At 42.6% G+C, this 24,930-nt stretch carries 19 protein-coding genes and 1 pseudogene; 8 read left to right on the top strand and 12 right to left on the bottom strand.

The genetic code is table 11. The features are described from left to right. A pseudogene (locus tag CDG77_RS37615) lies at positions 1-1,479 on the bottom strand (hypothetical protein); the annotation flags it as partial. Positions 1,480-2,183: 704 nt separating this feature from the next. On the opposite strand from CDG77_RS37615, the gene CDG77_RS14900 reads away from it, so the two are divergent. The 4 genes from CDG77_RS14900 to CDG77_RS14915 all read left to right on the top strand — a co-directional run bounded on the left by CDG77_RS14900 (position 2,184) and on the right by CDG77_RS14915 (position 5,782). After that, positions 2,184-2,885 (top strand): Crp/Fnr family transcriptional regulator, encoded by a 702-nt coding sequence (locus tag CDG77_RS14900; RefSeq protein ID WP_094330155.1) that lies wholly within the window; start codon positions 2,184-2,186, stop codon positions 2,883-2,885. A gap of 13 nt (positions 2,886-2,898) precedes the next feature. After that, positions 2,899-3,636: a DUF2232 domain-containing protein gene (locus CDG77_RS14905; protein WP_094330139.1), complete on the top strand. Its 738-nt coding sequence runs from the start codon at positions 2,899-2,901 to the stop codon at positions 3,634-3,636. 66 nt (positions 3,637-3,702) lie between these two features. Next, a complete protein-coding gene (gene cobT / locus CDG77_RS14910; protein WP_094330140.1) occupies positions 3,703-4,899 on the top strand; it encodes a nicotinate mononucleotide-dependent phosphoribosyltransferase CobT in 1,197 nt (398 codons plus the stop codon). 304 nt (positions 4,900-5,203) lie between these two features. Beyond that, positions 5,204-5,782 (top strand): PEP-CTERM sorting domain-containing protein, encoded by a 579-nt coding sequence (locus CDG77_RS14915; protein WP_094330141.1) that lies wholly within the window; start codon positions 5,204-5,206, stop codon positions 5,780-5,782. 151 nt (positions 5,783-5,933) lie between these two features. Here CDG77_RS14915 and CDG77_RS14920 read toward each other — a convergent pair whose 3' ends face one another. Next, complete coding sequence (locus CDG77_RS14920) at positions 5,934-7,898, bottom strand: di-heme oxidoredictase family protein (RefSeq protein WP_219852081.1); 1,965 nt, start codon at positions 7,896-7,898, stop codon at positions 5,934-5,936. Between the two features lie 577 nt (positions 7,899-8,475). Further along, positions 8,476-8,844 (bottom strand): hypothetical protein, encoded by a 369-nt coding sequence (locus CDG77_RS14925; protein ID WP_094330143.1) that lies wholly within the window; start codon positions 8,842-8,844, stop codon positions 8,476-8,478. Positions 8,845-9,200: 356 nt separating this feature from the next. On the opposite strand from CDG77_RS14925, the gene CDG77_RS14930 reads away from it, so the two are divergent. Then, positions 9,201-10,358: an extracellular solute-binding protein gene (locus CDG77_RS14930; protein ID WP_094330144.1), complete on the top strand. Its 1,158-nt coding sequence runs from the start codon at positions 9,201-9,203 to the stop codon at positions 10,356-10,358. Between the two features lie 86 nt (positions 10,359-10,444). Here the strand turns inward: CDG77_RS14930 and CDG77_RS14935 are convergent, their stop codons facing one another. Beyond that, a complete protein-coding gene (locus tag CDG77_RS14935; RefSeq protein ID WP_223269818.1) occupies positions 10,445-11,026 on the bottom strand; it encodes a hypothetical protein in 582 nt (193 codons plus the stop codon). A 47-nt stretch (positions 11,027-11,073) separates the two neighbouring features. Continuing rightward, complete coding sequence (locus CDG77_RS14940; protein ID WP_094330145.1) at positions 11,074-11,850, bottom strand: class I SAM-dependent methyltransferase; 777 nt, start codon at positions 11,848-11,850, stop codon at positions 11,074-11,076. 134 nt (positions 11,851-11,984) lie between these two features. Here CDG77_RS14940 and CDG77_RS14945 point away from each other — a divergent pair, with 134 nt between their 5' ends. Beyond that, a complete protein-coding gene (locus tag CDG77_RS14945) occupies positions 11,985-12,896 on the top strand; it encodes a LysR family transcriptional regulator (RefSeq protein ID WP_094330146.1) in 912 nt (303 codons plus the stop codon). 19 nt (positions 12,897-12,915) lie between these two features. Here CDG77_RS14945 and CDG77_RS14950 read toward each other — a convergent pair whose 3' ends face one another. The 5 genes from CDG77_RS14950 to CDG77_RS14970 all read right to left on the bottom strand — a co-directional run bounded on the left by CDG77_RS14950 (position 12,916) and on the right by CDG77_RS14970 (position 20,182). Continuing rightward, positions 12,916-15,561, bottom strand: a complete 2,646-nt coding sequence (locus tag CDG77_RS14950; RefSeq protein ID WP_094330147.1) for a U32 family peptidase — start codon at positions 15,559-15,561, stop codon at positions 12,916-12,918. Positions 15,562-15,715: 154 nt separating this feature from the next. Continuing rightward, the gene (locus tag CDG77_RS14955; protein ID WP_094330148.1) at positions 15,716-16,357 is read right to left on the bottom strand and encodes a DUF3226 domain-containing protein; all 642 of its coding nucleotides are present in this window, start codon (positions 16,355-16,357) and stop codon (positions 15,716-15,718) included. A 2-nt stretch (positions 16,358-16,359) separates the two neighbouring features. Further along, positions 16,360-17,502: an AAA family ATPase gene (locus CDG77_RS14960; protein WP_094330149.1), complete on the bottom strand. Its 1,143-nt coding sequence runs from the start codon at positions 17,500-17,502 to the stop codon at positions 16,360-16,362. A 98-nt stretch (positions 17,503-17,600) separates the two neighbouring features. Further along, positions 17,601-18,218, bottom strand: coding sequence for a Uma2 family endonuclease (locus CDG77_RS14965; protein ID WP_094330150.1), 618 nt, complete (start codon positions 18,216-18,218; stop codon positions 17,601-17,603). 155 nt (positions 18,219-18,373) lie between these two features. Further along, positions 18,374-20,182, bottom strand: coding sequence for an ABC transporter ATP-binding protein (locus CDG77_RS14970; protein ID WP_094330151.1), 1,809 nt, complete (start codon positions 20,180-20,182; stop codon positions 18,374-18,376). A 363-nt stretch (positions 20,183-20,545) separates the two neighbouring features. On the opposite strand from CDG77_RS14970, the gene CDG77_RS14975 reads away from it, so the two are divergent. Further along, a complete protein-coding gene (locus CDG77_RS14975) occupies positions 20,546-22,024 on the top strand; it encodes an amidase (protein ID WP_094330152.1) in 1,479 nt (492 codons plus the stop codon). A gap of 93 nt (positions 22,025-22,117) precedes the next feature. On the opposite strand, the gene CDG77_RS14980 is transcribed toward CDG77_RS14975, so the two are convergent. Together CDG77_RS14980 and CDG77_RS14985 are read right to left on the bottom strand one after the other, a co-directional pair. Next, complete coding sequence (locus CDG77_RS14980; RefSeq protein WP_094330153.1) at positions 22,118-23,248, bottom strand: aldo/keto reductase; 1,131 nt, start codon at positions 23,246-23,248, stop codon at positions 22,118-22,120. 80 nt (positions 23,249-23,328) lie between these two features. Further along, positions 23,329-23,826 (bottom strand): bifunctional nuclease family protein, encoded by a 498-nt coding sequence (locus CDG77_RS14985; protein ID WP_012406891.1) that lies wholly within the window; start codon positions 23,824-23,826, stop codon positions 23,329-23,331. Positions 23,827-24,166: 340 nt separating this feature from the next. On the opposite strand from CDG77_RS14985, the gene CDG77_RS14990 reads away from it, so the two are divergent. Beyond that, complete coding sequence (locus CDG77_RS14990; protein WP_094330154.1) at positions 24,167-24,847, top strand: riboflavin synthase; 681 nt, start codon at positions 24,167-24,169, stop codon at positions 24,845-24,847. Positions 24,848-24,930 lie beyond the last annotated feature (83 nt).

Here is a 24,930-nt window from a genome sequence, read left to right on the forward strand (position 1 = left end):
AGTATCCTCTTCAAAAAAACTAGCTGGCTGAGTATCGAGTTGTGTCGGGGAATCTGTTTGTGGTGTAGAAAAGCTCAGAGGCGAATTTAGGTCAGTATCCTCTTCAAAAAATAGTTTTTCTTGTGGCTCTGATAATGAATCTCTAGTTTCTACTGAAGTCTCTTGGACTGAAATACCTGTATTTGGTGTCACAACCGTAGAATCAACGTTTTGAGAGACAGATGGACTCTTCGCGATGTTCAACGTTGATTGGGAGGCTGTGGAAGCAGATAAGTCATTTGTGGCTAGATCGAGACTTAGATTATTGACATCACCAGTACCAAACAAACTGGCATAAAGTTGATCTACTTCATCACCAACTAATGCAGAAATATCTGACGGTAGTTCGGTTTGGTTTTCAGAAGATTGAGACGAGTCTAAGCCAAGCTGCAACAGCACTGTATCTAAATCCTCTGTGAGGGAAGTATCTTGTTGCTCAGAATTAATTGTGAGTGGAGATGAAGTTTCTGGCTGGATCAGATCCGAGGGTTGGAGGTTAAGTTCAGCAGCAATCTCGGCTGGATCGGCCAATGATGGCGATCGTGGTGTATCAAATTGTGCTTCTGGGAAAGATGACGGGGAGCTAGGGGATTCTTGCTGTAAATGCTGGGTCAAATTGTTGAGGAAGCTGGCCATCATCTGTTCGCCTTGCATTCCCTTGCTATGCATCCTTGCCAGTGCTTGCGACAGGGATTCGTAATAAGTATTAATATTGCGCTGTAGTGCCTCAAAGACTACATTCACAGTCCCATCTAGTGATAATAAGCGTTGATCCAACTCCCTGGCTAGCTGAGTTAACTGCTCTACACGGTCTGCTGATTCTAATAAAGGTTGAGTTGCAGAGGTTGGTGATTCTGAGTTGGCGTAATTAATAACTTCTGATGAACTGGAGGAATTTGCCAAAGTTTGTGTTATCAGTGGCGTTAAAGTTGGCACAAGGCGACTCATGAGTACCTGTAAAAACTCGGTAATCATTTGATCCTGGTTTGTCAACTGCTGCGCTAAGGAGTAGTTTTGTAATCGCCTTTGCTCTAATTGCCGAATTTCTTGTAGGAGAGTAGCTCGCTCTTGCAATAGCCCTTCCAATTCCGATCGCAATGGCTGGAGCAAGCTCGAAAATTCACTTTTTAATTGTCCGGCTCCAACGGGACTCTGTTCCTGATTGGATTCGAGCGGCGGTAATGGATACTGGTTATAACCTCGATCGATAAATTTTGTTAATAAAGGCGATGGCGGTTCTTCAGAAGATTGATTTGGGATGCCGTTTTCTAATGCTTCTTTTTCTTGGAGCCTCACCAAGAAGTTGCGAATTCGTTCTAAAACTTCTTTAGGCTCCTGCGCCTGACCAGGCAGAAATCTAGACAAGCGCTTGCCACCACTGGCAAGTAAGTTGTCAATGTCTGCGATCAGCTTTTGAATTTCATCTGCACTGGAAGTCACTTTTATCACCTTACCTAAAAACGGATGTCAACTAATGTGGCAATTACTTTACAATTACTGTACCCCTGCGGAAAAGCAAGCTACGCGCAGCATTGACCATAGGAGAAGTTTTTGAGTGGCAAAAGCCGCTGCTTGGACTTATGACTGTCATTATGTTATGGATTACTGGGAGTACTGGCAATCTTCAGTCAGCTTTTGTTAAATAAAAGAGGTAGTTCAAGAGAGAGGAATGCTACCCGACGCTCGCGGACTCGCTCTCAGCGTACTCCTGCAAAGAAGCAAGCTACGCGCAGTATCTCTAAGAGTTGCTATGCCGCAGGCTTTAGGCTGCGCTATCCTGCCTCCTGCCTTCTTCACGAGTTTTACAGCTCTTGGTTGCCTATTTTTGAAAATCGGTAAAATACCTGAGCAATAATTTCCTGGCTTTAGTATCATTGATGTTGTTTGCCTATATTTTTAACTAATCAAGTTTGCAGTGCAGCTAGCCCCTAAAGAATACAACCGTCGGCTATAAACTACTTTTTGCAAAACTTTTACCCCGTTTTTACTTATAGGTAAAGATTGTTCAGAAAAACGTTCTTGTCGCTTTCTTATGTAGCATAGTTTAGTTTTCTCTTTGAAAGGGAGCTGTGCAATGATAGCTTAGGCTAAGAATGGCGCTTTTTTTGTTGTGTTTATATAGCAGCTTGAATAAAAATGTGGTAATGGAAGATCGATATAGCTTGCAAGCACAGGCTAATCCCTGGATGATCGCCTCGGCTCCCTTTTTTCAAGGGTTGCCAGAAACTGCTGTAGAATCAGCTCTCATCCATCTTGTCACCCGCACTCACCCAGCTAATCAGGTAATTCTGCTGGAAAATGACTGGGGTGGTTCTGTGTATTTTATTCTAGACGGATGGGTAAAAATTCGTACCTATAATCTAGAAGGAAAAGAGGTAACACTGAATATTCTTGGCAAAGGGGAATTGTTTGGTGAAATGGCGGCGCTAGATGAAGTCCCTCGCTCCACAGATGTGATTACCTTAGCTCCGACAGTAATTGGCAGTATGCCTGCTCAAGATTTTGTCAAGTTACTTCATATAGAACCCTTGGCGGGAGTTCGATTGGCGCAACTAATGGCACGACGTTTGCGGCAAGTAAATCGCCGATTGCGGTTGCGGGAATCTGATAGCCAATCACGGGTGGCAGATACATTGCTATTTTTGGCAGAAGGACAGGGTAAAAAAGGCCAAACGGGAACAGAAATCCCCAATTTACCTCATCGGGAATTGAGTAGTTTGAGTGGACTGGCACGGGAAACTGTGACACGAGTGTTGACAAGGCTAGAAAAAAAAGGCTTGATTAAACGGGATCAAGACACTATTTGTATTCCCGACTTGTCAGCCTTGGAAAGAATGATCGTTTAAGAACTTGTCAAATATGAGTATTTTAGATTCTCTGCCAGATGAGCCGGAGGAAGATCCATCGCCTGAATCTCCAACTCCCCACAATCATTGGTTAGACAAAGAACAGCAGTTAATGCCTCCTAAAATCAAGGCTGATGCGCCATTAAGGATGGTAGAAACGGCATTTTTAGCCAGTACTGCTAGCTTAATTTGGTTTATTAATTTCTACTTTCCCTTAGGGCCAGTTTTGCGGGTATTTTTTCCAGTGCCGATCGCTCTAGTTTATCTCCGTTGGGGCAAGCGGGCGGCATGGATGGCAGCACTCACTTCTGGTTTACTGCTAACCGTACTGATGGGGCCAGCCCGCAGTTTGCTGTTTGTTATGCCCTATGGGTTCATGGGCGTGCTTTTGGGAGCGACATGGTATCGTCGTCGTGTTCCCTGGATTGTTTCTATCACCTTGGGTACGCTGTTGGGTACTTTAGGAGTTTTTTTTCGGCTGTGGTTGCTGTCCGTTTTGTCGGGTGAAGACCTATGGATTTATGTGATTACCCAAGTGACTGAGTTCATTGAGTGGGTATTTTTAAAGCTGAGTTTATTGGCGAGTCCCAGCGTGTTTTTAATTCAAGTGGGAGCGATCGCTCTGATTCTACTCAACAACTTTATCTACCTTTTTGTGGTACACCTCGCAGCATGGTTTCTTTTTGATCGCCTGGGAAACCCTATTCCCCGTCCACCACACTGGGTACAAGTCCTCATGGATTATGAATGATTGTCATTTGTCATTTGTCATTTGTCCTTGGTTAAATAATAAGTCTTAACTAATTACCAATGCCTAATGCCCAATTCCCAAATTCGTATTTATACTCAAAAAGAACAAGGTGAAAAATGGCTACAACGGTATCGTGGTTGTCTACCCGTATTTGCCTGTGTTTTAGGATTTACTGAAACTGGTTTAATTCCAGGGATTTCAGCTGCCGGTCGCACTCCAGAGGATCGGAAATATACCGCTTGTGCCGATGCCGAGTTTTTGTATTACGGCCCAGAACATAAAGCCCAATATCCCCTACCACCATTAGCGGCTGGGGCTTCACCTGTGCTGATTTCTCGCGCTGTAGTTGAGTCCTTAAATATACCAGTTTATTTATTTAATGCTGGTTTACCGCAGCCTCCTGCTGTGCCAGTAATTGATTTGGGAGGCACGTCCGCTAAGTGTTTAAGTGGAGGTGCTGCGATGGAAGTCACAACGGTAAAGCACTTATTTAAACAAGGGCTAATTTGGGGAGAACGCCTTGCTACCAATATTCAACAGGGGTATGTAATTCTCGGTGAATGCGTCGTCGGCGGCACTACAACTGCCCTGGCAATCTTAACTGGTTTGGGTATAGATGCTGCCGGAAAAGTTAACAGTAGCCACCCTGTTTGTAACCACGGACAAAAGTGGGCATTAGTGCAAGCTGGGCTGGAGAAGATAATGGGGAGTAGGGGACTCTTAGCTGGAAGCAAAGAGCAGGATGACATATATCAATCTCAAATTCTAACTTCCATAGATCCTCTAAAACTCGTTGCCTCTGTGGGCGATCCGATGCAAGTGGTAGTAGCTGGGATGGCGATCGCAGCTAGTCGTAGTTGTGGTGTAATGTTGGCTGGTGGAACGCAAATGCTGGCGGTTTATGCTCTGATAAGTGCGATCGCTCAAGTTTACGCCTTATCATGGCAACCAGAAGCAGTAGTTGTAGGCACAACCCGTTGGGTAGCGGAAGATCCTACTGGCGCTACAGTTGACTTAGCCCTCAGCTTAGGGGAAGGCAGCTTAACTCAGAGCGGAAAAATTCCTCCTCTATTAGCAACCGATCTCAGCTTTGCCGATTCTCGTTATCCCCAACTGAGAGCTTATGAGCAGGGCTTTGTGAAAGAAGGTATGGGTGCTGGAGCAGCTTGCATAGCTGCTTATCTTAGCCAAAATTGGCAACAACACCAACTTTTAGCAGCCATTGAATCTCAACTTGAACGGTTAACTATAGGATTTCATTAATTCGTAGCGAATTAAATTTGGCAGGACTTTGCACTCGCACCAAAATTATAAGTGGAAGTTTTCTGTAATCATACTTTTCTGTGCCTTGAAAAACGCTACAATTTTACCCAAAGCTATACCTAGCCAAATCAAGATTTAATAAGCTAATCGTCGTTCAAATTGCATCCGCTTATCTCCTGAATTTTTGATTTCAGGAAACCAGAGACTCCTGACTTCTCTGTGCATTTAGGGCGTAAGAGCGCCTTTATAGCAATTAGAACTATGTAATTTTATTTACCTTCTTGTTTTTCAGGAGAATTATCTGATGAAATTAATCAAAGAGCTTGGTATTGTTACTGCTAGTGCTGTTATGGGGATCGCTGGTGTCGGTATATCTTCTCCGGCACAAGCTGTACAGCTATTTGATTTTCAATACTCTTTTCCCAGTTATGAAGCAAATAGTACAGCGATTTCCGCTAGCGGCACCCTTGCCACCACCGATTTAGATCCCATAAAAAACAATTACACAATCACAGGAATAACTGGGACAAGGAAAGTCCAAGGAGTTACTGAGACAATCATCGGGCTGCTTTCACCAGGGACATACGGAATCAATGATAATCTTTTAAATGCAACTACGCCGCTATTAACTAAGAACGGTTTTTCCTACCTGGTTTCTGGAAGCGGGGAAGATGGAAATGGGAATGTTAACGTATTTTACAGTAGTTTCGATGAAGGTTATTCAGAGCTTTCAAGCAACGTAGATTATGGCAGCTTTAGTGTTACACCACGTCCTGTTCCCGAACCTTACACAGGAGTTGGCTCATTGGTTGCTCTTGGTTTTGGCTGGTGGACAAAGCGAAAACAAGTAGTAGCTTCCCAGAAGCATGATAAAGAGTTTTAACATTAACTGAACTGTATTGTATGAGATACTTCCAAATAAAAATATAAAATATCCAACTATTTATTGTGGGACGGAAAACCCACTCCACAATAAATAGTTGGATAATTTATTTGTTGGAAATCTCTAATATTACATATCAACCCTAGCTTGATTAAAAAGTTCCAGGATTGTCATCAAGTGCTAACAAGAAATTAATTAAGTCTGCTTGCTGGTTAGAATTAAACCCAGCCTGTCTATCTACATAGAAATCATGACCTGTACCATCAAGGTTACTACGCACTAAAGCAGGGTTAGCTTTGTTAGCTTTCACAACTAAGGTACGAAGATCGCGATCGACTAAGGCACGCAAGCTGCTAGCGGCATCGGCAGGTATACCTTGGCTAAGAGTGCCAGAAAGCCCTAAGCCACTCTCGTCAACAACAGTGAAACTACCATTTGAGTCAACTGTCAAGCTTCCTGCGCGTACTGCTGCACCACCATCATGCAAATATGGTGCGCTTACATAAAGACCACGTAAGGTAGTAGTTTTGTAACCGCCTTTTGGCAATATACCTTTGGGTAGACTTGTGGGGGTATCGGAGATCCCTTGTGTTGGTACATCCAGCACTTGGGCGTTAGCAGGTATAGGAACGGGAGTGTTGAAAGTGTATAACTTGGGTGCCACTAACGACTTATTTAGCCCCAAGCGAGATTGGGCGCGGGCTGGATTAGTACGAATTTCATCAAGTGGATGAACTTTATTGTCAGTGAAGAAAGGTGGAATATGGCAAGTTGCACAATTGGCCTTTTCAAATATTTTTGCGCCACGTTTAACAGAATAGCTGTTCAACGCTTGCCAGTTTTCTGAAGTCTGGTTAGCAGGTGGTACTAAGCTATTTTGAAAAGCAGACATGGCATTGTTAGCAAATAAGAAAGGGCCGCTAGCAATATCACCGGGCTTTCCAGTGTTTGGGCTAAAAACTAAACCGTTGTAAGTAAATAAACTGGGGCGGAGATTTGGGTAAGTTCCTGTGCCAGGGGCAGGAACTTGGTCTTCTAATTCTGCTTGTATGGGATTCGGCGCAATTACCCCCCGCAGCCATTCAGAGGGTTTTACTATCACTTTTTCTGGTAAACGTAGGCTGGGAACGGCAGCATTTTGCAGTAATATACCAATATAAACTTCTGGATCAATACCAAGAGTGTCTGCACTGATTTGAGCGGCTGCGAACAGATTGACTTCTGAAGAGTGAACACTGTTGGTAAGAACGCTGAGTCCAGCAAATGGGCCAACAGCAGCTTCTCCTGATGCTGCATAAGGAGAATTTTTAAAGGTGAAGAGACTGGGAATTTTAGTGCTGTCTCTAATACCATCTGGTGAACTCTCGAAATGACCGAAAGGTACATCTAACACTGCATCATCGAAGGCTTTTTCTAACTTCTCAGGATCGGGTAGCTCTACCTTATAACCTTTACTGTTAATAATAGTCTTACCATTGCCTTTGTATTGTGGGTCTAAGGGGTTGAAGTTTAACCGCGCAAACCCTGCGGATGTATTTGGTGCTAAAGCAATCAACAAAGGAATTGCTAATTCACCATTAGATACTCCTGGAATGACTTTACTCTCATTGGAAAGCGTTGCATGGCATAGCGCACAGGTAATGTCATAGCGAGGTGTAAATCCTAGTGGAACACTCTGTCCCTTTGGAATTTTTAAACCTGTATTAATGACAGTCCCTTTAAGAAAAGTTTGACTACCTATGGTTAAATTGTTCTGGAGAGTAATTTTTAGGTTTGCCGTTGGTTGACCTTGCAAACTAGCGATCGCTACACCTAATTCATTCGATATCTTACTCAAGCCCAGTCCAAAACCGAATACTTCTTGGAAACCAAATGTATCGCCAATCTTACGATTGAAGAATATATTTTCACCTTTAGCGATTAATTCCTGGGTGATTTTGACTGCCCCTACCTGTTGATAGGAAATGGGGTTATTAGGATCGAGTCCCTTATTTATAACCACTCCTGCGGCTTCTTGAGGGCTAAGTAGTTTGCCAAAATAGTCGTAATAGCCTAACGGTTGAGTTGGAGCAGGTTGCAAAAAGTCAACCTTTGCGAAAGCTGTCTGGCTTGTCATCAACCAATTTGATAACAAGATACCAAAAACACTAATGATAAAAACACAGATTAATAAGAAAATCTTGGTTTTTGAAGTATGTAATGCCCTAACTACAACAGTCTTAGGGTTGTTTTTTTTTGTTTCATAGTGAGTAATGCTCTAAAAGCTTATAAGTAGGTATATCACACTATTACGTAAATATATGTAATAGTGTGTTTAAGTTTTTTATCAGTTTGATAGCTGGATTAGTTGATTATACTTAATATAGCCCTAGTCACATAGGTTAGGACAGGTTGATTGCTCAGAACAATAAAGTTCATCTCAGGCTAAATGCCCTGCTACCACTAACAGCACTTTGGTATGTAAGTAGAACAGGGTAAATAATTAAAGGTTTGTAGCGAGAACTTTAGTTCTCAAATCAGGACTAAAGTCCTTACTACGAACTGATTTTCGCTAAAGTTACATTACTTTACATAGTTTGTTTTTTTCAATTCGTTCTACTTATACCCACGAAGCCATCACTGAAAACTGAACCTAAAGGCTTGCCTTTACTACCTCCAGGCATTTTTTTTGATTCGTTGAACTCAGGTTAAATTTAATGAATTCTCTCTCTGAGTAATTGTTCTTCCAAGGCAGCAATGCGATTGTATGCTGCTGTTAATTGTGCTGTCAGTCGTTGTATTTGAATTTCTGGTGTTATGTTATCTCCACTTTGACGATGCATGTCTAGATAAATACCATCTGTTAATACATCCTTGTGTTCCATTTCTGGATTTAAACTGGTACGTCTGAACTGGTAGCCTCCAGCCGCGCCATTTTCCTGATGATTATCCTTTGCTTGTGTATTTGCTAGAGAACACTCTGAGAAAGCTTGAGCTACCCTACCATCAAGCTGCTCAATTACTTGGCACAGGGCATCCAGTTTTTTGCTTAAAGTCAGGATCTGCTGCTGTAATAGCTCCATTTAATACCTTTATCCGTACATTTTCTCTATGTTATTCAATTTACTCCCAACCTTAACTTTACTTATGAATTATTTAAGTATTGATAATTTTTGCTGGAAATATGACATTTAAATTATTATTTCTAAATATAAGTAAAGTTATACTATCAGTACCAGTAAGGAAATTTATGGAATAAAATCAATCTTTAGGTACTAATTTGCGGAAAAATTCGCTAATTTGAGTCAAATATTTAAATTTATAAGCATTACCAAGAAAAAATACCGATAATTTTCCAACCACAGTTTTGCACCTAGTCAGGCTCTGGTGAATCTCTGCTTAATATTAGGTATAATCAAAACTCTCAAATCCAAAATCAATGGATCGACGGTCTTTTTTACTAGGTACAAGCACACTGGCACTTTCACAACTGCTTTTTGGCTGTGGTGGAAACAACCAGACGCAACTAAAAGTACAGTTATTAAAAGGTTCTATACCTGGTCAGGTGGTGAATCAGTTCCACAACAGTTTGCAACAACAGGTGCAGTTAAAATTCACCCTAGTTGAGCAGGTAGAGGATTTATTTCAGCAATTACAAAATTGGCAGCAAAAACCAAAAGCCAGCGATGAGCAGGGATGGAGTCGCTTTATACCTTTTAGGCAAGGTCAAAAAACGGCTGATGCAGACCTAGTGACATTGGGAGATTACTGGCTAAAAGCAGCTATTGAGCAGAAACTGATTCAACCACTCCAAGAGTTACAGGGAAACGAATTAAAGCAGTGGCCTACTTTAGATGAAAATTGGAAAAAATTAGTAACGCGCAACGACCAAGGTAACTTGGATACTCAAGGGAAGGTGTGGGGTGCGCCTTATCGGTGGGGTAGCACGGTAATTGTTTATAACCGTGACAAGTTGCGAGAATTGGGTTGGACACCCAAAGATTGGAGTGATTTGTGGCGAGATGGAATGCAGCAACGCATTTCCCTACTAAATCAACCACGAGAAGTTATTGGTCTGGTCTTAAAGAAGCTAGGAAAATCTTACAATACAGAAAATCTTGACCAAGTACTAGACTTGGAAAAGGAATTAAAGACATTAAACCAACAGGTGAAGTTCTATAGTTCCAATAACTACTTAGAACCTTTAATTATGGAAGATACTTGGCTAGCAGTTGGTTGGTCAAGCGATGTACTGCAAGTTCTGGGGCGTTATCCGCAACTTGGCGCAGTTATACCCAAGTCAGGAACAGCAATCTGGGCAGATTTGTGGGTACGTCCCGCAGGTATTACTAAGAGTAGTTTCTCAGATCGGTGGATTGATTTTTGTTGGCAACCAAATACAGCTAAACAAATTTCGGTGCTAACCAAAACTCATTCGCCAATTGCTACAAATATTGACGCTTCCGATATCCAAGAACCATTTTGGAGCCTGTTAAAGAGCGATCGCAATGTTTTTGATAAAAGTGAATTTTTGCTTCCCTTGTCGCCATCAGCAATAAAACAATACGAGTCTTTGTTCGCCAAAATTAAGGTTTAATTGGGGATTGGGGATTGGGGATTGGGAATTTAAATTTTTCCATCTCCCTCATCTCCTTGAATTCCTAACTCCTAACTCCTAACTATTTACTCGAGTAAACGCTGTAACCCTATCTTGTTCTTAACAGTCGTTTGGATGCTGCATAAAGCTGGACTTGTATTAAAGTTACAAGTGTAGGTTGCTAAGGGTTCTTTTTGATAATTAAATACTCGGACATTGTAACCAAAGTTCCGTGCAGCGCTACCCAAGCGATTTACAAAATCATAGCGCTCTACATATTCTAGTAAACTCCAAATTTGCTGATTAACAATCAAGTCTACTCGTGCAGGTTCTTTGTCAGAAGCTGGATATGCTATCCAATTATCCAATAACTTTTTCTCAGAGTTTTGTTGCGCCCACCATAAACTGGGAACGGTTAATCGCGCTGGGTTTATGGTGTTAGCTGTGATGACATAATCTTTTGGCTTAGTCAATAAGTCTAGTTCTAGAGGCGCACTAGAAGGCGAGGGTATTGTGCGGGGTTGCGCTAGTGAGGGCGGGGCTATTAAGGTTGTAAGGCTAATGGTTAGTAGTAATGAAAACGATGTTTGGCGATAGCTGCGCCAACACCTGCCATAGGATGCCCGAAGGGCTGTAGGGCGATCGCACAATAATTTAGATATATGCATAGCTGATACTAATTCGTAATTAAGTACTAGTATAAAATTCGCACTATTTAAAGTTTAATGGCAACGATGCGAATTCTTCGATAGTCTGCTGTCCAAACTCCTTGTTGATACAGCGTCGGCTTGAGATATTCCTCTACGACGCGAATTACTTGTATTTGTTGCTCATCAGAAAGTCCTGCTAAAAAAGGACTAGCGAACATCTGAATCCAGTTTGCCATACCTGCTTCTCCTTCTGCTAAAGGAGTTGGGCGAGCAAAAAGCATGGCATGAATGACATCAAAGCCTTCCTGTTCCAGTAGGCTGGCGTACTCGCCAATACTAGGGAAATACCAAGGATTTAAGGCTTGTGCAGAAATATTAATTGCTTCTAAGGCGCTTTCTAAAGCTGTGGCGATCGCCTGCACATTTCTCTTACCCCCAAATTCTGCCACAAAACGTCCCCCTGGTTTTAGGGATTGATGGATGGAAGCGATCGCACTATCTGCTTCTTTCACCCAATGTAGTACAGCGTTGGAAAACACAGCATCCAATGGCTTGTCTACTTGAAAATTTGCCGCATTCGCAACATCAAAGCGGATATCGGGATAGTTTTCTCTTGCCTTTTCAATCATCGCAGGTGCGCTATCAATTCCCCATACATCAGCACCAGCTTGGGCAATTTTTTCGGTGAGTTGTCCAGTTCCACAACCGAGATCCAAAATGGATTCTCCTGGCTGAGGGTTGAGTAATTGGAATAAGTTTTCGCCATATTGCCAGACAAAGGCGTGTTTATCTTGGTAAAGAGCAGCATCCCAAGAATTTTTAGGTATTGAAAGATTATTCATAAGTAGTGAAATTACAGTATGTTAATTTGCCGATTCATCACCGCCTATTTATCACAGTAGAAAATATTTTTAACTATGTCCAATATATATTTTCACCTTAACTAATATTTTAAAGATATGAGTTTAGGTAACTGATGGAACTACGACACTTGCGCTACTTTGTCACCTTGGCAGAGGAATTGCACTTTGGACGGGCGGCGGAACGATTACACATTGCTCAACCTCCGCTAAGTCAACAAATTCGGCAGCTAGAGGGAGAATTGGGTTTTGAACTGTTTCACCGCACGAAACGAAAAGTACAGTTAACAGAAGCGGGGCAAGTGTTTCTAGGTGAAGTTCTGCAAATTATGAGGCAATTACAACAGGCAATCCAAATTGGGCGGCAAACCAGTCGGGGCGAAATTGGACAGTTGATAGTTGGCTTTGTCAGTTCGGCGGCGTATAATATTTTGCCAACTATTCTGCGAACCTTTCGTAGTTGCGTTCCTGGCGTGAGCATCGAGTTGCATGAACTGACTACAGATCAGCAGTTAGAGTGGTTACGAGAAGGTCGAATGGATGTAGGATTATTGCGTCCACCTGTTGAAGAAAATAGATTTAGCTGCGAAACAATTTTTCAAGAGTCGCTGATGGTGGCACTACCTGAAGCACATTTGCTAGCGAGTCAATCTAATGTATGTTTGACATCCCTTGCCAATGAACCGTTTATTTTATTTCCCAGGATATTAGCACCAGGACTTTACGACTTAATCATTAGTCTCTGCCAGCAAGCAGGCTTTAGTCCCAAGGTTGCCCAAGAAGCTATCCAGATGCAAACGATTGTCAGCCTAGTAGCAGCCGAGATGGGTGTGGCGATCGTCCCAGCATCTTTGCAAAATTTGCAACGGATTGGGGTAGTTTATAAAACTTTACAAGAACCTACCCCAAAAGTAGCGTTCGTTGCAGACGTTGGCGCAGCCATCGCAATGATTTGGCGAAACAATGAGACATCGCCAACTGTGTTGAGGCTTGTGGAAATAGTTAGACAAGCTGCCCAGCAGTGGTGAATAGGGCAGCTTGCAATTATTATCGCAATGCAGACACTCCCATAGGGCCACGAGTTACGCCCAATTGATTTTGCAGTTTCAACTCGCGCCAGAGTTGGGAACCTGTAATTTTACCCTGCAATAATTGACTATAGTAATGTATTGTTTTACTCACTTGTTCTGGTGTTTCATTCACAAACTCGATGCGAAAGTGACGTAATCCCAATTCTATGAGACGCTGTACGTACTCTGCTCCCGTTTGAGCAGTGCCGTTAAATATAGTATTACGGCAACCTACATCTGCCTTGAGGACGTGTTCGCTACCTACACGGTCTTTTAATTTTACTTCCTGCTTTTCACAAGGTCGTCCACAGTTGGTATGGTCTGTACCCGTCGATAGAAAAGCACAAAAAACACAATGCTCCATGTGGAACATCGGTATATGCTGATGGATTGTCACCTCAAACCACTGGGGTGGACAATTGGTAAGTAGGTCTTGTAATTGGGTAATATTCAGGTCGTAGGATGCTGTGAGCCGTTCTAAACCAAAGCGTTGCTGAAAGTAATCTGCTGTTAAGGGATTAGCAACGTTGAGCGAAAAATCTCCAATACAACGGTCTTGAGCAAAGAATTGCAGTTGGTCATAGTTTCGTATCAGATAGCCATCTGCTTCACAGGCGCGTACCTGCTGCAAAATCCAATTTTCACCCGGTTTAGTAATTCGGGGTGGTGCAACCCAGATTGTGGGAAGTTGAGAGTTAGGAGTTAGGAGTGAAGAATTGTCTGTTTGGCTTTTTTGCTGTTGTTGGCGTACTATTTGCACCGCTTCTCGGTAGGTGCGGGGGTCTTCAAATTCACAGTAGAGTGTTTCAACTCCAGCTTTGAGGGCGGCTTGGAGTTGCTTGAGGTTTCGGACTAAGACAATGAGTGAAGGCGATGTAGCTTTAGCTTCCCGCAGGGTGGGGGATGAAGAAGATGAGGAGGGGAGTAAATCTTGGAAAGAGACATCAGAATGCAATTGCCAGCGTTTGGGTTGACTTCGCAATTCTTCCAACTGCACCACAATTTCCCGCCGCATCCGGTTCAACTCGCTGACGGGCAGCATAAGAGAAGTGCTGAGGTGGTTGGTTAGTTTTTCCAAAATGAAAGGTGTGTTACCGAGACGACCAAATTGTTCTTGTAAACGGTCTGTATCTAAGGGTTTGGTGTGCGCCTCCACCAGAGAAATTGCAGATTCTACCTGGACAATATTACCGAGTCGATCGCGGGCGATCGCAATCAACGCCTGACCAATTTCTCCATAAACCTCCAAGTCAATGGGACGCTGAAATTGGGAAGTTTCGCCAGTAAAACTCTGACGCAGTTGCTTATCGAGTTCTGGATCGCTGGTTTTCCAAATGCGATCGCCTATATGCACTCGGCGCAGGTTCAAGTCATTTCGCCCAAAGGTCAGCATAGTTTCTTTTCCCTTGGACACCACCCCATAAACCCGGCCGCCTTCTTCCTTCGCCTCTGGATGACCGCAGTCAAATACTATTCCATCCCCTGGTTTTACAGGCGCTTCTAATTTGACTGTTACCTGTTCGTTGTGAATGCGGGTAACTTCACCTAAATAAACCCCACGTTTTTTACCAAAGCGGGCGTGAACTAGTTCCTGATTATTAATCCCGCCAAACCAACCCGTGTAGAGTCCGCGAGAAAATGCCATCTCTAGGTTGTAGTGTTCTCGATCTAATTGACCTCTCCCCCAACCTCTCTTCGTTTGGGAGAGAGAAGCCTTTATTCCCTCTTCCTTTGTAGGGAAGGGGGTTAGGGGGTTAGGTCTTTCCAATTCCGTCATCACTCCATCTAAGGCTTGCCGATAAACACGGGTGACATTAGCAACATACTCTGGGGCTTTCAAGCGACCTTCAATTTTGAGACAAGTTACTCCTGATTTCACCAAATCTGGCAAAACATCTAACCCTGCTAGGTCTTGAGGACTAAGTAAATATTTGCGTTCTTTTAAATTTACAACTTTCCCATCAGCGATTAAATCATAAGGCATCCGGCAAGCTTGGGCACATTCACCTCGGTTAGCAGAACGTCCGCCTAAAGCTTCGCTAGTCAAACACTGGCCGGAGTACGCCACGCACAAAGCACCGTGAACAAAGACTTCCAAGGGCAGCGAAGTATCTTGTAGGGCAATCTGCTGCTGTATTTTATTGATTTCCTGAAGAGAACATTCACGCGCCAGCACCACCAATTGACAGCCGAGAGACTTGGCAAATTCTACTCCCCCCGCACTGGTGATGGTCATTTGGGTGGAAGCATGGATGGGAAAATCGGGCGACAGATGACGGATGAGACGACATATTCCTACATCTTGAACAATTACCGCATCCACACCTGCGGCAATAATTGTGCGGAGATATTGCTGGGCTTCTGCTAGTTCTTTAGGAAATATTAGTGTGTTGACAGTGACATAACCCTTTACACCACGACCATGCAGAAATGTCATCAATTGGGGTAAGTCTGCCTCAGTAAAATTTTCTGCCCGCATTCTGGCGTTAAACCGATCCAAACCGAAGTAAATCGCATCTGCCCCATTTTCCACAGCAGCTTTAGCACAGTCCCAATTACCTGCTGGCGCGAGTAGTTCAGGACGTTGAAGAGAGAGTTGGGAAAAAGGGCGATCGCTTTTCATCAGATTTAGGGTTAAGTAGCACCATAGTGATTTTATCGAAGTTATTGGGGGATGGGCGTAGACGTAGCCCATCCTACCCCTACGGGGAAGCAAGCTACGCATAGCGTTTCACAGAGAACATATCGCTTTTTAAAATAGCAAAATATTATAAGTTCTACAGATTTTTAAACCATATTAAAAATGTCTGCGTCTTTGAATGTTGAGGATTCAGAAATTCATACTTTATAGCTTGATGAAGTTGTCTTCCTGGCTCTTCTTGCCATGCTAGCCAAGTATAAATTTTAGCTTTATCAAGATAAGAATCTTTGAATGATGCTCCTTTGTTTTTTGCTTCTTGTGCTACTTTCTGAGCATATTGCCAAATAGTTTCCCCTTCATCTCTAATCATGTAAGCTAAAAACGTCTCTAGCATACCTCTCATTTGGTTATCTGGCATAATCCAGATACCAAACTTAATTCCGTTTTTTGTAACGTGGATAAGTCCTGTCTCTGATATTTCTTTAGGAATGTCAGGTATACTTGGCAAGCAAGCGTTTCTTATACTCATCCAACGTGCAGGTAAATCTTCATCTGCGTCTATTATCACACCTAAATTGGTGAGTCCTGATGCTTGTAATTCAGTAGAGATAAGGTTTGCATCAATATTATCGTAACCTCCACAATCTTGTATTGATACAATTGCTTCCCTTTTGTTATTACCCCAACGAATTCCGTTTTTTTCTATTAATTCTGGTATGACTCGTAAATCTTCCGGCCCTTCTACTAAAAGCTTCTTGGGTTCATAACTTTTTGCCATTACTAACGTACCTCAATTTCTCTTTCAGCAGCAATGACAATTTGAGGTTCAGTAAAGACTACACTTGTTTCTTTGCCTTTTTCAATTCTGTGAATTCTAATACCATCCTCAGTGGCATCTTCTTGCTCTGCAATACTAGCTAAACTTGTCCAACAATCACTATTGTGTGTAGTTGCAAAAACTTGCACATTTAATCTTTTGGCTGTATCCCAAATCAGTTCCCACATATCAGACATCGCCGTAAAATGGAGTCCCGTATCAATCTCATCAACAAATAAGTATCCATCTTTAGCACACACTGTAGCTAGTGCTAATCCTAAGATACGCCAAATACCATCACCCATACTGCCAATTGGTACACGCTGATTACTATCAGAAAGAAGTACAAAAAAACCGCCCCGCGAATCTAAGGAATACCTAGACTTTCGAGAACTAACTGGAGCAATCCGTTTAATTTTAGAGTCTATTCTATGAAGTGCCTGCTCTACAAGTTTTTCTTCAGGCGTTAGTACTATCTGATCAAATAGTTCAATCATCTTCTCGGTTCCTAAAGAAGATGATGTGACAAATTGTATTTTTGGTGATGAATTTTTAGTATCTCTACGCAATTGGCGAGTATAATCTTCTACAAAAACCCCGCCATTAACTGATAGCGGTAGTCTCCAAAGCTTTTCTTCTCGCCCATAATTCCACTTAATACTGAAATCTAATTCCTTTAATGCATCTGGGACTTCATCATCTAGAAACTCAGGCAATGAGCTAGATAGCTCTTTTGAAGAATTTTTGCGTACTTCTATTGATACAATAAGCTCCTCTTGAATATTGCCATTAGTACCTGTTATTGAAAATTTGCTCCCCAGTTCAATCTCGTGACCAGAAAAAAGGTGACGAACATCAAGGTCTTGAGTTTGACCTAACCTTAATCTACGTTCACTACGTTCATCATCAAAAAAATATTCACTCCGGTTAGTCATTGTCTGACGTAGTGGCTCAAGATTATTCCGTGAGCATAAAAGTTGAATAGCTTCTAGTATTGATGTTTTACCGATATTGTTTTTACCAACGAGCAGGTTGATTCTACCAAGCTGCTGAAGCTCGAAAGATTGGAAACTACGGAAATTATCTATTTTTATCGTCTTCAACATAATTTTGCTAGCCGGAGACAACAAAGAGGTAATGACTGATATTAGTATAAGCAGTCTTGATACTTTTCACTCTAGCAAAAAGAAATAACCCATTTCCCTTATTTTAATTGTTCGTCATCAGAGCTTTCCCCTTCCGATTCAACAGGCTCAAACTTAACTTTGTTGTATAAATCCTGTAAGGAAATCTCAAAGGGGACGGTTACAAATGCGATCGCTTCATCTTCTTCATCATATTCACGAAGCGCCCATTGCTTTTTCCCAGTTTTGGAAAATTGATCAACATGAATCCGTGTTTGATCAATTAATAGATATTCTTGGAAAGTGGAAATAGTGCGGTAAGCCTGAAATTTATCTTCGCGATCGTAGCCTTTGGTAGATTTTGATAAAATCTCAACAATAATCTGTGGATTCAGAATTATATCCTTTCGGTTGTTAAAAAACTCTGGTTCACCCGCCAGAATCATCACATCTGGATAGGTATAGGTAAGCTTTTGGAGTATCCATAGACGAACATCACCCATAAAAACCCGATAGTTCTGCTTTTTAAAAGCGAAATTTAACTCAGTACTTAAGTTGAGTGCTATTTGATTATGATTTACTGTTCCACCCGCCATAGGAATTATTTCCCCATCAATATATTCACTTTTGTACTCAGCAGCTTCTTCTAGCTCTAAATATTCCTCTGGGGTATAGTATCGCTGTTTTATTATTTGCATAATTTTATCAGGTAGCAATGTTTAACGATACGGATTGTCTAGTGACCCATATTTACTGAACAGTTTAACGTGGTTAGATAGATATGTTATGTGCTTTGTAAAAAGTAAGCGTAGGCATCGCTATCTCAATTCACAAAGATTTCTAGCTTCTTTTCCTATTGATAACCGGCTGCTTGTAACATAAACAATTTGGCGTAACGTCCTTTTAGCTGTAATAATTCTTCGTGAGTTCCCTGTTCTATAACTTCCCCGTTTTCTATAACTAGAATTTTGTCAGCCATGCGTACTGTTGAGAAGCGATGGGAAATCAAAAGTACCATCTGATTTTTAGTAACAGTGCGAAAATGATTGAAAATTTCAAACTCAGCTTGGGCATCTATAGCTGATGTTGGTTCATCTAACACCAAGATATCTGCTTGCGATCGCATAAAAGCACGAGACAAGGCAATTTTCTGCCACTGTCCCCCAGAAAGTTCCTGTCCTCCTTTAAACCAACGACCAAGTTGAGTCTGGAAACTTTGGGGTAATTGGTCAATAAAAGATTGCGCCATGCCTTTTTCAGCAGCAGTTTGCCAATAGGTTTTGTTTTCGAGATGTTCTACATCACCCACGCCAATATTTTCCCCCACAGTAAACTGGTAGCGGACAAAGTTCTGAAAAATCACACCAATGCGACGACGCAGTACATCTACATCCCATTCCTGCAAGTCCAAGCCATCTAAGAAAATTCGCCCAGAGTCTGGCGTGTAGAGTCGGGTAAGTAGTTTAATTAAGGTTGTTTTACCAGAACCGTTTTCACCGACAATTGCCAGCTTTTCTCTAGGTTTCAAATGCAGCGAAATGTTTGTCAACGCTGGCTTAGAACTTCCTGGGTAAGTAAATGATACGTTCTCAAAACGAATACCATCTTCAGGATTTAAACCAATGGTTGCGTTACCCCAAGACTTTGGTACTTTCTCTTCGAGGAAATCGTAGAGATTTGATAGATATAGGTTATCTTCATACATCCCTCCAATAGAAGTAAGGGCATTGGAAAAAGTAGATTGTCCTTGACGAAACACAGTGAGATACATTGTCATATCTCCCAAGGAAATTTTACCTCGCACCGTTTCCAGCACAATCCAAGCATAAGCTAGGTAAAAAGCACCAGTACTAACTAAACCCAGGAGATATCCCCACACTCCTCGCCGGAGAGTCAAATCGCGGTCTTCGCCATAGAGTTGATCGAACAAGTTGCGATAACGTCCTAGCAACATCTCTCCCAACTGGTAGAGTTTGACTTCTGTGACAAAATCTTCCCTTGCTAAGAGATTTTCTAAGTAGTTTTGTTGACGAGTTTCTGGCGCACGCCAACTGAACAAGCGAAAGCCTTCGCCAGCAAATTTAGTTTCGGCAATGAATACAGGCATAGCTGCCAAAATTAGTACTACCACCGCCCAAACTGAGAAATTTACTAGCAAAATACCGTAGGTGAACAGGGAAAGAGCATTTTGCACTAACCCAAAGGTGCGGTTTACTAAGGAAAGGGGACGAACTGATGCTTCTCGTCGCGCATTGGTCAATTTGTCATAAAATTCCGAGTCTTCAAACTGCCTGAGATCCAGTGTCAGCGCCTTTTCTAAGATGAGTACATTCACTCGCTGACCCAGTAGCGCCCGCAATAACGATTGACAAATAAGGATTCCGCGTTGACCGCCTGCTAGTAGAATTACAGCGATCGCTTCTAATCCTACATAAAATAGAGACGGATAAATATTGACAAAACCATTATTTTGTGAGTTAACTTGAGATGCAAATACCACTGCATCAACAATTAACTTACTGATGTAGGATATCGCCGCCGGTAAAAGACCAGCCACCAAAGTTAAACTCGCCAGAAGAATAGTAAGCGATCGGCTAGTAGTCCATACTAAGCTTAGGGCCCGTCCACTGTAGCGGAAAACCGTCAGCGATTGCCGTAGGATATTTCTTTTTTTTTAATCTTCATCTTTCTTTGCGCGAGATACCCCAGCTTGGGCGGATCTTCCTGACTCTATTAAATCTTTATTAATTTTACATTTTTATCAGAATGTTGGCTGAAAACCCCGAAGTTGAAACCTAAAAACTAGTTTTGTAGGGTGTGTTATGCCGTAGGCTAACGCACTAGGGTGTTAACTTTGTACCATTTTTAGGTGTTCAAAATTAATGCAATATATATGCCAGTAGTTCTAATCAAGCGGACTACGAACGGCTTTGCCACCCCTATTAAGTACATGGGTATAATTTAATGTTAGGTTGGTGCTGTTTGTAAATATGCAGAAGTTAGCCTTCTCAAATGCAACACAGCCATGAGCGATCTTGTTTTTGCCTCAGCTTGTCAACTTGCCCAGACGATCCGCGATCGCCAAGTTTCTGCGGTTGAAGTTCTGGATGCTTATCTTGCTCAAATTGCCAAACACAACTCGAAACTGAATGCGATTTGCACGCTAGATGAAAACAATGCCCGAAGTGCAGCCAAGCAAGCAGATGAAGCTTTACTTCGAGGCGAAAATTGGGGTGCTTTACATGGCGTTCCGATTACCGTTAAAGATTTATTTGAAACGGCTGGGCTACGAACCACAGCAGGATCAATCTCCCTTAAAGACTATCTTCCTCAACACGATGCTACTGTTGTCAAGCGTCTTCGTTCAGCAGGTGCCATCCTGCTGGGAAAAACGAATGTGGGCGATTTAGCAGGCGGGTATCAGGGACTCAATGATGTTTTTCCTCGCGTAAATAATCCCTGGAACCTTAGCTATACGCCTGGTGGTACTTCTAGTGGTGGTGCAGCAGCGATCGCAGCGGGTTTATCTCCGCTCGATCTCTGTTCCGATTTTGGTGGGTCAATTCGTCAACCTGCTAATTTTTGCGGTATTTACGGCTTCAAACCGACCGATCGTCGTGTTCCAACTACGGGACACATCCCTGAAGTTCCTGGCGCACCTCACTGTATGCGTCAAATGCTGACAGTCGGTGGGCTGGCACGTTCTATTGAAGACTTATCCCTTTGTCTGCAACTCATTGCGGGCGCTGATACTGCTCAACCAGATATTTCTCCTGTCCCGCTCGATCGACCTTCCGATCGATTACTTCAAACTCGGCAGATTGCTTGGTCAGATGAATGGTCATTCTATCCTGTTGCCGGAGAGATTAAATTAGCCATACAGTCCGTTGCAACAAAGCTGACGGAAGCAGGAGTAACTTTGAAAAAGTGGGTTCCCAATTTTGATTTTCTTGCCGCATGGCAAACCTACTACAAGCTTGCAACTTACAACTTGATCTATGCCCAATCGCTAACGGTGAGTGATATTCGGAAGAATCTATCTTTTTTATTTCGTGATGGTATGCAAGGCGATCGCAATTTTCGCAAGCTTGGTAATCTCCCTGGCATCGGTTTACCTATCTCCTTAAACCCAACCCTAAAAGGCTATTTTGAAACACTAACAGAACGAGATTCCTCGATCGCTCAGATGGATGAAGCCCTGACTCAATGGGATGCCTACCTTTGCCCTGTAGCCATGACTTCCGCATTTACCCATCGGGAACGCGGCACAGCAATTCAAGTGGACAATCGCAGTGTGCCGTATTCTATGGCATCGGGTGCTTATGTCGTGCCGTTTAATCTCACGGGGCATCCAGCGGTAGTTATTCCCATTGGAAAAACTCAAAATGGCTTGCCAATCGGAATGCAGATAGTTGGGAAGCGATGGCAAGAAATGGAGTTATTGGCGATCGCTCAGGACATCGATCAAGTCGTTGGTGGATTTCAACGCCCTTCTGAGTATTGAACCATTGTCATTTGCAGAAACGCCGCATAACAACCAATGTGGATGAAGTTTTCCGACTTGTGTGTACACAGTAAGTCTTTAGACCGGAGAGTGTCAACCCCACAATCTCCTACCTGCTTTCCCATTTAATCTTTCATGAGCATCTTCCAACAAAGCTGGAATATCTAACTTTTCTGGACACCGAGGCAAACAGTCACCACATTCTGTGCAACGGTTGCCTTTCATTCCAGGGAACCAGTGACCGGCATTTTCAAACATTCCATAACGATATTGTCCATAGTCTTTCATGTCGTATGCTACGGCAAGATTACGTAACCGCAATACCTCTGGAATGTTGATATTTTCTGGACAGGGCAAACAGGTATAACACTGGCTACATTTATCAGTTTTTAAAGCAACTTTTTGCTGATTTTCTAATCTTTGGAAAGCAGATATTTCTGCTGATGTTAACTCTCCATCATTATCAGCAATTCGCAAAGGTTCCCTTAATTCATCTGGGTTAGCTGGTCCGATACTCAAAGTAGTAATACGGTCATCAGAAAGTAAAAAACGCTGGCTTATCTCTAAGGGTGAATACGGATAGCACAGGTCTTCTAGAGTTTGGGGTGGCGTGTAGAGAAGTCCTCCCTTGTCAGCAGGGGAGATAATGAAAATGCCCATATCCTTTTCGGCAGCTAGTTGAATCGCTGGTGCGTGCCGTTGAAAAAAATAGTAATAATGCAGATAGACAAATTCAAAAAAATCTGTCTTGATTGCTGCTTGAATTAACTCTAATGACCCGTGGCTGGAAAAACCAACGTGTCGGACTCGTCCATCAGCAACAGCTTCGTCTACAGCCTGCATACAGCCATTTTTGGCTTGCACCCACTCCAAATGTTGCCAAGTGTTCAAGCCATGAATACCTAAACAATCTAAATAATCTAGCTGTAATCGTTCTAGGGATTCGTCGATGCACCGACGCATGGTGTCAGCATCTGCTGTGGCTGGAATTTTGGTAGTGATGTAAAGCTTCCTTCGGGGTATTGACAACCCAGCTTTTAGCATCATACCAAGAAATTCCTCGCTTTTGCCGTAACCTCTAGCGGTTTCTAGATGATTAATTCCTAACGCTAAGGCTTGTTCGATGGTTTGGTGAGCATTTTCAAAAGAAGCCAGGTAGCGCATTGTTCCCAAGGAAAAAACCGAGAGGTGCAGATTCGTTTTTCCAAAGCGTCGGTATTGCATCTTGAACAAAGAGTTAGGAGTTAGAAGTTAGGAGTTAGGAGTTGAAGTAAGTAATTCATAACTCCTAACTCATAACTCTTTTAGCTGTCGCCATTACCAAAGCGCTTAATCAAATCTTCGGGACGGAGATTAGAAATAAATTCGCGGAAGGCTTGTTGTTCGGCTTCATCTGCATCGCGATCGACAGGGATAGAAGCATCCGCAATTACTTCTTCCATTACCCAAATGGGAGTATTTGTACGGAGGGCAATGGCGATCGCATCGCTAGGACGCGCGTCAATTTCTTTTTTGACTTCGCCTTGCTGGACAATTAAAGCTGCATAGAATGTATCCTTTTGCAGGGAATGAATGATCACCTTTTCTAGAGTCATATTCCAAGTCTCTAGAAGATTCACAATCAGGTCGTGGGTTAAGGGTCTGGGAGGCTTCTGATTCTCCAGCGCACCCATAATTGCCCTAGCCTGTTCCTGACCGATGTAAATTGGCAAAGCCCGCCGATCTGAAGAATCTTTCAAAAGGACGATCGGGCTGCGGGTTATGGCATCTAATGCTATGCCAGCAACTTTCATTTCAATCATTGCCTAAGCCTCTACAATGCTTTGAGAGTCTTGGATGCCGTGTAACAAATAGTACACCTTTTTGGGCGGTTTGGTGACAGTAATAAACATAAGCATTCGTTCTCTATAATTGCTTCTATTAAACTCCGAACTTGTGGTGAAAACCAGAGTAAGTCAAATTGGTCTTCTTAGACAATAACCTTCTTACCCAAGTATGCCTCGTGAAGGATGCTAATGTGTTAATATTCCCATACGAAAAAAAGTCAGAAAATATACTTGGATGTTCTAAATTTCTGTGACAATTACCAATTGACTTCCGGCAAAATTAGGCAATAAATAGAGTTAGTTTGACAAAAAAGCCGTGTTTACAGGATTAATCCAGGCATTAGGAACGATGGAACCCTTGGGGGGCGATTCTTGGCAAATTACTTGTGTCAGCCAGTCGGGTGAAGTAATTATGCAAGATTTGGCTTATGGTGACAGTATTGCTGTCGATGGTGTTTGCCTGACAGTAGAAAAAGTTTTAAAAGAGGGGTTTATCGCCACGGCTTCACCGGAAACACTACGCCGGACGACGTTAGGAGGCGAGCAAACGCAACAAAGATATGTCAATTTAGAAGCGTCGCTAAAAGTAGGCAGCAAGGTTGGCGGTCATTTTGTGATGGGTCATGTAGATGGCATTGGTAGATTGCTAGTGTCAGAACAAACGGCTAGTTCTTGGGAAATGACCTTTATTGCATCTGATGCGATCGCACGATACATTGTGCCCAAAGGTAGCATTGCCGTCAATGGCATCAGCCTCACAGTAGCCGCTTATGAGCCAGAAGTGTCCCAATTCAAGGTGGCGGTAATCCCCCTCACTTATGCCGACACAAATCTTCGCTATTTGGTTTCTGGCAGCTTGGTGAATCTAGAAGGTGATATTCTCGGCAAATACGTCGAAAAATTCCTTTATTCTGGCAACCCACACACCAAAGTCCATGATGACAATAGTTTAGATGGCATTACACCCGCATTCTTAGCAGAACACGGGTATTTGTAATTGAAAATTGAAAATTGGGAATTGGGAATTGAAAATTGGGCATTGGGAATTGGGCATTGGGCATTGGGCATTGGGCATTGGGC

Origin of the sequence: Nostoc sp. 'Peltigera membranacea cyanobiont' 213 (assembly GCF_002245975.1) — a bacterium.
Taxonomy (GTDB): Bacteria; Cyanobacteriota; Cyanobacteriia; order Cyanobacteriales; family Nostocaceae; genus Nostoc.